General features: G+C 35.2%; 11 protein-coding genes. 2 read left to right on the top strand and 9 right to left on the bottom strand.

The window, feature by feature from the left end:
- Positions 1-170: 170 nt before the first annotated feature.
- The gene (locus tag IEV57_RS06425; RefSeq protein WP_188440791.1) at positions 171-2,867 is read right to left on the bottom strand and encodes a M14 family metallopeptidase; all 2,697 of its coding nucleotides are present in this window, start codon (positions 2,865-2,867) and stop codon (positions 171-173) included.
- A 228-nt stretch (positions 2,868-3,095) separates the two neighbouring features.
- Positions 3,096-3,674 (bottom strand): outer membrane beta-barrel protein, encoded by a 579-nt coding sequence (locus tag IEV57_RS06420; RefSeq protein ID WP_188440789.1) that lies wholly within the window; start codon positions 3,672-3,674, stop codon positions 3,096-3,098.
- A gap of 394 nt (positions 3,675-4,068) precedes the next feature.
- On the opposite strand from IEV57_RS06420, the gene msrA reads away from it, so the two are divergent.
- On the top strand, positions 4,069-5,169 hold the full coding sequence (gene msrA, locus IEV57_RS06415) for a peptide-methionine (S)-S-oxide reductase MsrA (RefSeq protein WP_188440787.1): 1,101 nt from the start codon (positions 4,069-4,071) through the stop codon (positions 5,167-5,169).
- 46 nt (positions 5,170-5,215) lie between these two features.
- Positions 5,216-5,827, top strand: coding sequence for an alpha-ketoglutarate-dependent dioxygenase AlkB family protein (locus IEV57_RS06410; protein ID WP_188440785.1), 612 nt, complete (start codon positions 5,216-5,218; stop codon positions 5,825-5,827).
- Positions 5,828-5,845: 18 nt separating this feature from the next.
- Here IEV57_RS06410 and IEV57_RS06405 read toward each other — a convergent pair whose 3' ends face one another.
- From IEV57_RS06405 to rfbA, 7 genes are all read right to left on the bottom strand, one after another.
- Positions 5,846-6,247: a hypothetical protein gene (locus tag IEV57_RS06405; protein ID WP_188440783.1), complete on the bottom strand. Its 402-nt coding sequence runs from the start codon at positions 6,245-6,247 to the stop codon at positions 5,846-5,848.
- A gap of 111 nt (positions 6,248-6,358) precedes the next feature.
- Entirely contained in the window at positions 6,359-8,269 is a 1,911-nt protein-coding gene (locus IEV57_RS06400; RefSeq protein ID WP_188440781.1) for a polysaccharide biosynthesis protein, read from the bottom strand.
- A gap of 127 nt (positions 8,270-8,396) precedes the next feature.
- The gene (locus IEV57_RS06395; RefSeq protein WP_188440779.1) at positions 8,397-8,993 is read right to left on the bottom strand and encodes an acetyltransferase; all 597 of its coding nucleotides are present in this window, start codon (positions 8,991-8,993) and stop codon (positions 8,397-8,399) included.
- 8 nt (positions 8,994-9,001) lie between these two features.
- On the bottom strand, positions 9,002-9,619 hold the full coding sequence (locus IEV57_RS06390) for a sugar transferase (RefSeq protein WP_188440777.1): 618 nt from the start codon (positions 9,617-9,619) through the stop codon (positions 9,002-9,004).
- 1 nt (position 9,620) lies between these two features.
- On the bottom strand, positions 9,621-10,760 hold the full coding sequence (locus tag IEV57_RS06385; RefSeq protein ID WP_188440775.1) for a DegT/DnrJ/EryC1/StrS family aminotransferase: 1,140 nt from the start codon (positions 10,758-10,760) through the stop codon (positions 9,621-9,623).
- Positions 10,761-10,880: 120 nt separating this feature from the next.
- On the bottom strand, positions 10,881-11,954 hold the full coding sequence (locus IEV57_RS06380) for an MraY family glycosyltransferase (protein WP_308419868.1): 1,074 nt from the start codon (positions 11,952-11,954) through the stop codon (positions 10,881-10,883).
- 630 nt (positions 11,955-12,584) lie between these two features.
- Positions 12,585-13,469 (bottom strand): glucose-1-phosphate thymidylyltransferase RfbA, encoded by an 885-nt coding sequence (gene rfbA, locus IEV57_RS06375; protein ID WP_188440771.1) that lies wholly within the window; start codon positions 13,467-13,469, stop codon positions 12,585-12,587.
- Positions 13,470-13,538: the final 69 nt, after the last annotated feature.

Here is a 13,538-nt window from a genome sequence, read left to right as displayed (position 1 = left end):
ATTTTAGATTTTAGATTTTAGATTTTAGATTTTAGATTTTAGATTTTAGATTTTAGATTTTAGATTTTAGATTTTAGATTTTAGATTTTAGATTTTAGATTAAACCAAAAAGAGCTTTTCCTTGCGGAAAAGCTCTTTTTGGTTTAATAAAATAAGTTTACCAGTTCTCCTTATTTGGTCTCATATAAATTATTGAAAAGCATCTTGAAAGTACCATGTGCCTGAGCTCTGAAGGTTATCTCAGGGCCAAATGCATAAAGTTTACCTTTTCCAACAGGAGCTTCAAAAGCAACTACACCGTTTTTGAGATAATCTTCGCCCCACGCCCAACCACTGACTAATGGAGAGCTTTCATCAAACCAGGCTAAAGCTTTCACTCCTTTTGCAGAAGCATCTTCAGTTAATTTGAAAACAGGAGAATTATTGAATATCATATTTGCAGTGGATGGCATGCCTAAATTGACAGCGCTATTTTGATCGATATTAGCACGCAGAATACTTCCAGGAATATAATATTTATCTCCAGTTAGATTTCTTTCTTTACCATCAGCTGTTGTCTCTACCAAAGCATTTTTGACTGGTAGGTCTAAGTGATATGCAAGTGTGGTAGCAGCACCTACGGCAACTACTTTACCACCTTTCTCCATAAAATCCTTGATTGCAGGGATGGAGACGTCAGTGGATAGTGTTCCTAAGAGCGAGTGATACTGAGCATCGATATCCTCGGGGTTCGCTTGATTTCGAGAAGTAGAATTTCCCAAACCAGGAATTCCTCCACCAATAAACAAAATCACATCATATTTAGTATTTAAATTCCCCTTATCGATTTCTTGAGGATAAACTACCTCAAAAGCAAAATTATACTGTTCTAACATCCATCTTACCCATCCTGATGGCATTGAACCACCATAGTAATCAAATAATGCAATTTTAGAAGGTGTTACTTTGGTAGTCCCACTTGGCTTCGAGACTGCTTTGGGATCAATTCCATATTCCTTTGCTGCTTGATGTAGAATGGTGCGCCCCTTTGAAGGAACATAAAAAGAACCTGCTGGTAGGCCATCAATTTCCTTAGTTGTTCTCTCTACAGCAATTCCTGCTTTCAATAGATCATTGACTGCTATAAATGAATTATTCACTCTTCCATCTAACAAATATCCTGAACCAGCTTCTAAGATTTGAGCTGGCATTGGTTGGATCTCTCCGTAAGCAAGTTTTTGGAAAGGGCCATCGAACCCATCCAAAATCCTATCAAACTCAACTCCCATAGAAAACGCTAGTGTCCAACCTGCAGCATCGTATGGCCTTACAGGAGGTCCACCTGGAAACTGAAAATCATTTGGATGATCTTGTGGTTCAAACATATCTAAAACATGTGGTCTAAAAGCTTGCGCTGTTTTCACAATATAGGATCCTGAAAGATAATTTTTTTCATTTACGGTAAAGTCAGCAGTTGCCTTATGAACAGAAACTCCTGATTTAATCAGGGCATTGATGAATTTCACCGCAGTTGGGAAATCAGTTTGGTCAGCAGATAAAATAAAACCTCTTGGATCTCTTAAATTTGGATCTTTAAAAACTTTATCGAAGTATTCTGAGGGAATTCCTCCTCTTCTGCTCCCACTACTTTCTCCTTCTCTGTCAGTATTGTATGCTTCAGTGATAGCAGCTGCCCTTTTTGGATATTTTGTCCAAGTATCTGTATTTCCCTTGTCAATGGCATTTTTACCCATCTTATAAATATTATACAATAAAGCATCCGCATTTCTTCTTGCGTAATCCAAAACTGCATAATTCATGGAAACAGAGTAGTCGATAGATTTTTTGAAATTCCATGCCTGAGGCTCTATTGGGAACGGTGTAGCATGTGTAGGAATCAATCTATTTGGAACAAGAGGTATTTCAGAAGGAGTCGGACTACCTGTTGTTTCTGTTAATATCCCAATAATGTTATGAAAATAAGGGGTTGTCCTTAAGCCACCATTCCACCAAGAAGAAAATACCGAACCACTAAGACGCGTATATCCAGGCTTATCTTCAGCATTCAATCTATTGATCATCGCTGCACCCACACCATCTAAACTTGTCATGATCAATGGATCAAACACGTGATTAAATGGATCTCTGTAAGGAGGACCAGCTACAACTGTACCTGCTGGAGAAGTTTGGTGATGATTGTAAATGATTTGGGGGATCCACTCAACGTATTGCTGAAGCGAAATATTCGTTGATTCTTTCATGTTGTTCATGAAAAAATCTCTGTTATTATCATGCCCTACATATTTCTGATACATGTATGGGGTTCTCATATTTCTCTTGTTAAGATCTTCCTGACTCATATACCAATTGGTCACGATCTCTTGCCCATCAGGATTCACTTGAACCAATAGGATGATCAAATCATCTAGTAATCGAAGAGTTTCTTCATCGTTTCGAGAAACCAATTGATAGTAGGTCTCGATTAACTGATGCGATGCAACAGTCTCTGTAGAATGCAATCCACCATCAATCCAAACCACAGGCTTTCCTTCGATTGATAATTTTCTTGCCGCAGCTTCGGAAATCTCAGCTCTCCCAAGAGTCTGCGATATTTCTTTATACCTATCCAGCATCTTGTGATTTTCAGGAGAAGTCACAATCATCATTGGCATTTGCCTTCCTTCTTCAGTAGGGCCAATTTCTACGAATTTTACCCTATCAGAAAGCTCTGCAACTTTTCTGAAATAATCATCAGTAGCTTTATAAGTGGCTAATTTATAATCATCCCCTATTTCAAATCCAAAATGCTCCTTTGGAGAGGGAATCTGCTGCGCAAAGCTGACTGTAAAAGTCATTACCGCTAGCAGCATCAAGTATATTTTTTTCATAATCAATTGATTTTTTACCTAGTCTAAAAATACAGGCTCAAAAGTCCTCATCAAAACATCACTCTATAATCGGGATTTAATAGGTTTGATTGGTCAACTTTAAAGGCAAATTATATTCTTGATCTTTTATAAAATAACAAAGGCGTTAAAATCTGTGATTTTAACGCCTTTCTCTAATCGAAAATGAATTTAGACTTTGGTGTTTTTCCTAAATTAAAAGCAATTTACTTAAAACTTAATACTCATATTTATAGTGATCTGCTGATATTTAAAATCCCCATCTCCTGTAAAAACATTATCTATATCAATATTTTGATCATTCAATTCTCTTTCATATCTCAGGTCAAGCCCAAGATTATTGAAATTCAAACCTATCCCAAATTGGTAACCCAAATTATATTTTTCATACCCGACTGATTTCAAGTTATCTTCAATCGTATAATGTAAAGCGGGCCCAGCAAACACTGAGATAACTGGTCCTAAAACATTTAGACCAACAAGGAGAGGTACATCAAGTCGCTCAGTTCTAAATTGAATAGCATTAATTTCAGAATTCAATTGAGTGTAAATTATTTCTGGTCTCACGAATAATGGCCCTGCTTCAAATTTCCCGAAAAGCCCCAAGTTATACCCCCAATTATTCAAAGGATCACTTAAAACTAGCTCAGCATCCCTAAAGTATTTTCCGTTTGAATTGTAGTTCAATCCTCCCTTGATACCCCAGCCAGAATTGGACTGTGCAAACGAAGAAATAGAAATAATAAGAAACATAAAGAGCGTTAAGGTGATTTTGCTAAGTCTGTCCATGGTTTATAATTTTGTTGATATTTTTCTAAAGAAATGAAATGCGATCATATGATTATCCGTAATGAAATCAGCAAGGGAATAATTATCTCCAGTCAATCATTTAAAGCTATTTGAATTAAACTTCATGCAATATTATTATTGGCCACTGAAAATGAAATAGATATACATATAAAATTACCGCAATAAATTGACTTTTATTTTAATTCTTACAAAAAGGTATTGGCTCATGAACTCAAATCATTTTGACTGCGTATGTTTCAAAGGAGTTACAAGAATACCTTCACAAAACAATCTAAACCTCTTAGGGTTTTAGAACCATAATACCTACTATTGAAAAAAGCATTTACTAAAATCATGCCTTTTTTCAACAATTAAATATGAACGAAATAATTTTATGAAAAAAACATATCAAATCGCCCTGATCATTTTGACTCAAATTTTCAGTATCAGTCTAATTTCTTGTTCTGAAGCAAAAAATGGGGAAGAGAGCACTTCCAATGAAAATCTAGAAGAAGAGTACGCCGGCCCAACTGAACTAGCGACATTCGCAGGCGGGTGTTTTTGGTGCATTGAGGCTCCTTTTGAGGGAATTGATGGTATTATATCTGTAGTATCAGGATATTCAGGTGGAAAAGAAAAAAATCCATCCTATGCAGATGTAAGCGCAGGTAAAACAAGTCATAAAGAAGCTGTTCAAATAAAATTTAATCCCGAAGTGATCAGTTATTCTGAATTAGTGGATATTTTTTGGCAGCAATTTGACCCCACGGATGCTGGAGGATCATTTTATGATAGAGGTTCTCAGTATGAATCTGCAATATTCTTCCATAATTCGTCACAAAAGCAAGTTGCTGAATCATCAAAGAAAAATTTAGACAAATCAGGAAGATTTAGTAAACCAGTGGTGACCCCAATCATCAAATTTGATGCTTTTTATGCTGCTGAGGATTATCACCAAGATTATTACAAAAAGAATCCCGCTGAATATTATGCATACAGAAAAGGCTCAGGAAGAGATGCGTTCATTGCTGAACACTGGCCTGTCAACCTTGACAAAAAGTACACAAAACCTTCTCAAGCGGTTTTAAAGCAAAAATTAAATGATCTGCAGTATGAAGTGACCATGAATAATGCAACTGAAATTGCTTTTTCTAATGATTATAATGAAAATAAAGAAAAGGGAATCTATGTATGTATAGTTTCTGGCGCTCCATTATTCAGCTCTAATGACAAATATGAATCTTACTCAGGATGGCCAAGCTTCACAAAGCCAATAGATGCTAGATTGATAGATAAACCAACAGATTATGAATATGGTATGATCAGAGTTGAAGTTAGAAGCAAATTAGGTGACTCTCACTTAGGTCATGTATTTTATGATGGCCCCAAACCAACTCAACTTAGATATTGTATGAATTCTGCTGCCATGCGCTTCATCCCAAAAGACAAGATGGTCAAAGAAGGCTATGAAGACTACGTTTGGTTGGTCGATTGACGAATTTCTAATCCACCAGTCCGAGTAGGGTTATAAATCTAATCAAATGCAAAACACTCTTTTTCCAAATGAAAAATCAAGTCAAATCATCAATACAGATGGTGATGTGACCTATTATCCTTCTTTTTTTTCTCAAGAAGAAAGTGATCAAATCATGTCGGATTTGATAAAAAATATAGAATGGAAGCAGGAGCCTATTTGGATGTTTGGAAAAAAAATAATGCAGCCTAGGCTAACAGCGCTATACGGTGATCCAAACGTTGCTTATGGTTATTCTGGGATAATCATGAAGGTTTATCCTTGGAATGAAATATTACAAACTATTAAGGCAAAAGTAGAAACGTTATCAAATACAGATTTTACACATGTCTTACTGAATTATTATAGAAACGGGCAAGACAGCATGGGTTGGCACAGAGATAATGAAAAAAATCTTGGAGAAAATCCAACAATAGCCTCTGTAAGTTTTGGAATTAGTAGAGAATTTCAACTGAGAAAGTATGAGACGAAAAAAGATAAAAAGTCAATTCTATTGACGCATGGATCTTTACTCATGATGCAGGGAGAAACTCAGCATTTCTGGGAACATCAAATCCCCAAAAGCAACAAAATAATTAACCCAAGAATCAACCTGACATTCAGGAAAGTTCTTGGGTAGTTTTATTTTGCAAAATTTTTAATTGAAAGGCATTTGACTATTCTCTTTTTGAGGTTCACTTACGTCGAGAACTTCTATCACCACATAACTGCTGGCACCTCTCCAAGGAACTGGATTTAGATATTCTTTGTATCTCAGCTCTACAAATCTTCCACTTGCTCTTTCTAGTTTTTGTGCTACTTCATCACTCTCAGCGCTAAATCTAAACTCATTGCTTTGTAATGCTCCTGCACTGGGACTTTGAAAACCCTCTTGAACGAGTCTTCCCTCCCATGTTTTGAAAACAAATCCTTTTTTCTCAAAATAATTTAGGTTACCGGCTTTCACTCCTTCGCTGAACACAAAGAAATACCTCCAATAACCAACAGCGGTCAGGATTACGACTAACACGATTATTCCAATTTTTACATATTTATTCATCAGTTGAGAAGTTTAGATAAGATCATAAAATTAGAAATTAAATCACGAAAAGATATTCAAGTAACATAAAATCCTTTTTCAAAGAAACAATAATAACACTTCTACGCTGAATTAATTTAAGCGATCCAGAATTTCGAAGCGAGAGGAATTACTCACATATTCAGGAACAATAGATTTCAGGTGAGTGACAATGTCTATTTCAGAATTATTCTCTATCAGTTTATAAAACATAGAGATCTGACCTTCAATTTTTGAAAAATTAGACGGATGAACTTTGGCAATCAGGATTTTAGGGTGATGAGTTATTTTTACTGTCTCGGAATCATTGAGTAGTTCTTCAAATAGTTTTTCGCCTTCTCGTAAGCCCGTAAAGACAATTTTAACTTCTTCATTGACTTTTTTACCACTCAACTGAATCATTTTCTTGGCAAGGTCTAAGATTTTCAAAGGCTGCCCCATATCAAAAACAAAAATCTCACCACCCTTACCCATTGCGCCAGCTTCAAGAACAAGCTGACAAGCCTCAGGAATAGTCATAAAGTACCTTGTAATTTCGGGATGTGTTACTGTAACAGGCCCTCCTTTTAAGATTTGATTTTTAAATAGAGGAATTACAGATCCACTTGACCCTAGAACATTACCAAAACGAGTAGTTATAAATTTAGTGTAGTCCTTTTTATGATTTTTTTCTAAAAATAAATTCAAGGATTGAACATAAATCTCTGCTGCTCTTTTGGTGGCTCCCATTACATTGGTAGGATTCACGGCTTTGTCCGTACTTACGAGTACAAACTTTTCTACTTTGGTCATCACTGCCAAATCTGCCAATATCTGAGTCCCTAAAATATTACACTTTACAGACTCCTCAGGATAGTTTTCCATCATTGGAACATGCTTATAAGCTGCAGCATGAAAAATAACTTGAGGCCTATATTTTCTTAGAATACTATTCATTTTTCTCCTATCTCTAATATCCGAAAGGATAATTTTATAAGGACAGAATATACCTAGATCTTTTAATTCATGATCGAGATCATATAACGGGGATTCAGCTTGATCTAATAATATCAAGAGTTTAGGATTGTAATGCGCAATTTGCCTACTTAATTCGCCTCCGATTGTACCAGCGGCTCCTGTTACCAACACTACTTTTTCTCTTAATTCTTCGCTGATATTACACTTATCTAAAGATATTTGATCTCTACCAAGCAAATCTTCGATCTTTACGTCTCTAATGGCTTGTGCTTCGAGTCCACCATTTACCCATTGATTTATTGGTGGTACAATACTTACATGAAGATTGAGCCTTAGACATTCATCCGTTATTTCTCTTTTTCTTTGGACAGATAAATTTTGGATTGCAATTACTAACTCAGTAATCCCATGTTTATCAACAAGTTCCGATAGCCTTTCTAGACCTTTGTAAACTACTTTTCCATCTATCTGTTTGCCTTCTTTCTTTGGATCATCATCAAGAAAGCCAAAAATAATTAAGTTTGTTTTACTATCTCTCTTTATAACTTCGTGGGTGATGGTACCAGCTTCACCAGCGCCAAAAATCATCCCGATCCGGAAATTTTTATCTAAAGTTCTGGATTTAGCATATATCAGGAGCTCTTTGACCAAAAATCTGTAAATAACCAAAAAAACCATGGAAATCAGTGAAGCGATGATCAATACTGAAGTGGGTATGATAATGGCGAGATCAAAAACATTTATGGAAATAAAATTTACCAATGCTAAAAGTAGCATGGTAATTACAACCGTTTTGAATAAAATCACTACATCTTTTAGGCCTGCAAGTCTTACAATACCGTCATAACTTTTAGTAATAAGCATGACAATTAATCCTCCGAAACCAAAAAATACCATTCCAAAAAAGTTATTCTGATCATCTAAAAAAGTAAACTCAAAATTAAATTTTATTAGATAACCTAAAAATGCAGCAAGAAGAAAAATACTAGAATCAATTGCCGCAATCAGACCTTTAGGCATAATTCTTAAATTTCTTAAAAGCTCCATCAGTTTGTTACTTAAATTGTTCCTTTTATTAACAATCCTTGAATTTAAAAAGCTTTTTTGAAATATATACTAGAATTGAATTTAAATTTGATTTCAAGATTTAGTTAAACAATAAATTAAACTTCTCTTAGTATTTATTAACTTTTAATGATTTGCCAATCCAAGTCTGTCCATCTGCTACTGATTGATGTACAACACTTCCCGCTGCGATGGTACACCATTTGCCGATTTCGATATTCGGCAAAATCACTGACCCTGCACCAACAAGTGTCCCCTCTGATACTTTAACGCCACCACAGAGTGTAGAACCTGGCCCAATATGTACATAATCTTCAATTGTACAATCATGGTCTATACTTGCTTTGGTATTCAAAATCACATGATTACCTATAGTTGATCCTATTTTCACAATTGCTAGTTCCATTACGACATTCCCAAGTCCGATACTTATATTGTTAGACAAAATAGCAGATGGATGGATGACATTCAAAAAACTGTGCTCGTTTAGCTGCGTTGTTACTATTTTTTTCCTGATCGTGTTTTGTCCAATTGCAATAATATAAGGAGCATCACTTGGTAAATACTTTGGAATCGGCGATGTTACTTCATGGGTTAAGAGCCGTTTAATATCAGAATTATCATCAAAAATCCCTTTGACTATGGTTTGATCTATCAATAAGTCCAAAAGCGCTTTTGCATGGCCTGAAGCCCCGATGACATACATAATATTATTTATGTTTTTAAAACTTGATTACCAGCAAATGGTCCTACCGTCACATGGCCTTGCTGTGAAACACCTTTTCCTTGAACTACATTAAAAAATGTCAAGACCAAAATCTTTAAATCTAATAGAAAATGATAGTTGTTGACATACCAAATGTCTAATTCAAATTTCTTTTGCCAGTTTATAGAATTTCTGCCGTTTATCTGAGCCCAACCGGTTATTCCTGGTTTAACATCATGACGCTTTGATTGAGATTCATCATAAAGCTGAAGGTAATCTACTAATAGCGGTCTTGGTCCCACCATGCTCATTTCACCTTTAAGTACATTTATAAGTTGTGGTAATTCGTCAAACGAAGTTTTTCGAATGAAGGCTCCAATTTTAGTAATTCTTTGTGCATCCGAAAGAGGCCTGCCCTCTTGATCAAATACATCTTTCATTGTTTTAAACTTTAATATCTTAAAGATCTTACCATTTAAACCTGGTCTGTTTTGAAGGTAATAGGGGGATCCTTCATTGGAAATCATCAATATCAACCAAATCAAAAGGAATATTGGTGAAAACAACAGAAATAATCCTGCTGCCATTAAAATATCTAATATTCTCTTACCGTAAATCCTGTACATTTTAATCTGATACTTTTTGATATTGTTGGGCAATGGTCTGAACGACTCTCTTTTGTTCTTCTCCTGTGAGATGAGTACTACTTGGTAAACATAAGCCTTTTCCGTAAACCTGCAAAGCAACATTACCACCGTAATAAGGAGAATCTTTAAATGCTACTTGCAAATGAAGTGGTTTCCAAAGATAACGACTTTCAATATTTTCTTTTTCAAAAGCTAATCTTAAGTCCTCTCTGTCAAATCCAGTGATCTGTGGATCTATAAGTACGGTAGTAAGCCAACGGTTAGATTTAAATCCATCGGGTTCTTCCAAGAAAGAAATTCCTTCAAATCCTGATAGCATCATTTTATATCTTTGAAAGACTTCTCTTCGCTGCTCTACTTTTTGATCCAAAGTTTCCAATTGTGCTCTGCCAATTGCAGCTGCAACATTTCCCATCCTGTAGTTATAGCCAACTGTATGATGCTCAAAATAATGAACCTTTTCCCTAGCTTGTGAGGCTAGATATCTTGCTCTTTCCAAAATTTGCGGATTATCAGAAATCAATCCTCCTCCAGTTCCAGTTGTAATTATTTTATTCCCATTAAATGAAAAAATACCTATTTCACCAAGTGATCCACAGACTTGCCCTTTGTACAAAGAACCTAAGGACTCTGCCGCATCTTCAAGAATTGGAATACCGTAAAGCTGCGAAATAGCATATAATTCATCATACTTTGCTGGCATACCAAAAAGGTCTACAACAACAATTGCTTTTGGCTTTTTCCCTTTTGACAAACGATCTTTAATTGCATTTTCTAATGCTTCAGGACAAATATTCCATGTTTCCTCTTCACTATCAACAAAAATTGGCAACGCTCCAAGATATACTATGGGGTTAGCTGATGCACAGAAAGTGAATGACTGGCAGATTACTTCATCTCCAGGTTGTACGCCGAGAAGCATTAGGCCAATATGAATGGCTGAAGTTCCTGAGTTTAAAGCTATTAGATGATGTGGAAAGAGTCTAGCTGAAAAGCCATTTTCAAACTCATTTAAAAAGTCCCCTCCTGCTGAAATGTAAGGAGAATTGAGTACGCTTTCAACATACTTTTGTTCATTCCCTTCAAACAATGGAGAAGACAATAAAATAGGGTTTGACATTTATGACTTGAATTTTATCAAACTCTAAAGTACTAGAATCCTGAATAATTACAATGATTTTGAATAAAAAATTATACTTGAAGATAAACTGTCAATAAAAACTGACATTAAATAATAAAATTAGTTATCTGTAATATTGACTTTCTTTAATATCTTCTGGTTTACAGTAGGCTTGTGACTGGACTTTTTCCTTTGCTTTAATGATAGAATTGGAGGAGTTTGACTTTGTATAACTTTTACTCTTTTCAAAGTGATCACATCTAGTCTTAGCCCAAGAAATACTGCTGTTAGTGCGAAAAGGGGCACCAAAATATGATCGTTCCACCCCGAACCTAAAAACATTAATCCTATAAAGATAATTTTGATAAGAACTAAAGATAGCGTGACTTGATCATGCCTTAGCCCCATTCTCATCATAAAATGATGTATATGGCTTTTATCTGCCGCAAAAGGAGATTTTCCTTTCAAGGTTCTTTTGGTAAATATCCTACAAGTATCATATATAGGAATAATCAAAAGTGCGAGCCCAGATGCTAAAGGAGCAGTGAATTTCCACCCTTGATAATCATTCATTGTCCCATTTGTATTTACAAATAAAATGGTCATGACAGACAGTGCAAAACCTAGACTCAAAGAACCTGTGTCCCCCATAAAAATTTTTGCAGGATGCCAATTAAAGACTAAGAAAGACAAAACACCACCGACTAATATAAAAGCAAACATAGAATAACTGGTCATGTCTGCTTGCATAAACCACCAACCGAGGAATGTAAACGTAACGACACTGATGGAACCTGCCAATCCATCCAATCCATCTATTAAATTAAATGAGTTGGTTAAGGCTATGATTGTAAAGATAGTAATGGCATAACTGATGAATTCAGGAATATCATAAATGCCAAGAAATCCATATAAACTCGTAAATCGGATATCTCCAAAAACCACAACAATGTATGCTGCAACAAACTGACCAAGAAGCTTTTGCCATGCTGTAAGATCTACCAAATCGTCTCTTAGTCCCAACATGAATACCAAACCAAATGCAGTCAAAAAGAATCTTACTTCAATCATTTGTTTGAGAGAAAACCATGTTAAAACTGCAATGAAAGTTGCAACAACAAAAGACAGACCTCCCATGGATGGTATAAATCCATTATGGATTTTTCTACCTCCCGGTGCATCTATCAATTTCATTTTTTTAAGGATCAAGATCAAAATGGGTGTCAAAAGAAACCCGATCAGAAAGGATGTGCATATTGCTAGAAAAGTCACCATAAAAAGCTATTTGGACAAATGTAAAGAGTTAGCCTTTCAAAATCAAAAAATCGATAACAAAATATTCTATCTAAGGATTTTAAACACTTAAAATATTACTGTAAATCCTATTAATCTTAGTAAAAAAATGTCGCTAGATGCATTTCAAACTTAAATTTTTATAGAATTAAGGTTGTGAAAAATAGAAAACATTGATTTGAAAAATATTTAGATTGTAGATTAACTTTTACATCAGCAGCCATAGTTAATATTTTTTGAGGTTCATTACAATCAGCTATTATCTGTTGACTCTTGTGCGCCGCCGCGTAGTTGGCTGAGGACTACAATCCGAATTGTTATAAGTGATGTTATAAATACTAGTGTCATTGCCGATAAAAATAATATTTAATTTATAGGTCAGCTTTTGTAGCCGTAGAAACCTAATTTTAGCTAATTACCTTATTCAAAGTGTTGTACACCGTTAGCTGTTGAATTTTCAGCAAGAATATTTGTAATAAAATCACTACTGATTTCAATGGGGAGAATCGTAACGTTTAATTTTATAAACAATTATTTCCGCTTTTGATTTACCTTTTTAATTAAATATTGCCCGTAATCATTTTTCTTCAATGGCTCAGCTAAGGACAATAACTGATCCCCAGTAATGTATCCCATATCAAAAGCAATCTCTTCTAAACAAGCTACTTTTAGCCCTTGTCTTTTTTCTATAGTATGGATAAAATTAGAGGCTTCAAGCATAGACTCATGTGTCCCTGTATCCAACCAAGCATACCCTCTACCCATTAATTCCACTTTCAGCTTTTCTCTTTCCAAATACTCTTGATTAATAGAAGTGATTTCCAACTCTCCCCTATGACTTGGCTTGATCTCTTTAGCTATTTTAACCACTGAGTTAGGGTAAAAATATAAGCCAACTACAGCATAATTACTTTTAGGTTCTATGGGCTTTTCTTCGATACTGATAACTTTCCCAGAATTCTCAAATTCAACAACACCATATCTATTTGGGTCTTGAACGTAATATCCAAAAACGGTAGCTTTTTTCTCTGATTCTAGCGTATTCACAGCATTTTTGAGCATTTGAGTGAGTCCATGACCGTAAAAGATGTTATCCCCTAAGACTAAACAAACGTCATCCTCTCCTATAAACTCTTCTCCTAAGATAAATGCTTGAGCCAATCCATCTGGACTAGGCTGCTCCACGTATGAAAATGACAGACCAAGCTCTGAGCCATCTCCCAAAAGGTTAATAAAATTGGGTAAGTCTTGAGGTGTTGATATGATTAAAATTTCTCGAATACCAGCAAGCATTAATACTGATAACGGATAATATATCATCGGCTTATCATAAATAGCCAAAAGCTGTTTAGAAATACCTTTTGTAATAGGATAAAGTCGGGTACCTGACCCACCAGCTAAAATAATTCCTTTCATGTCACTAATGTACCAAATAATTACTGTTTTGCCTGCATCTTAAACACGACCCAAACAATGCTTTTTTGA

The organism is Belliella aquatica (assembly GCF_014637795.1).
Taxonomy (GTDB): domain Bacteria; phylum Bacteroidota; class Bacteroidia; order Cytophagales; family Cyclobacteriaceae; genus Belliella; species Belliella aquatica.
Note: the sequence above shows the minus strand (reverse complement) of the source record. Positions and strands in the feature narration are given on the sequence as shown.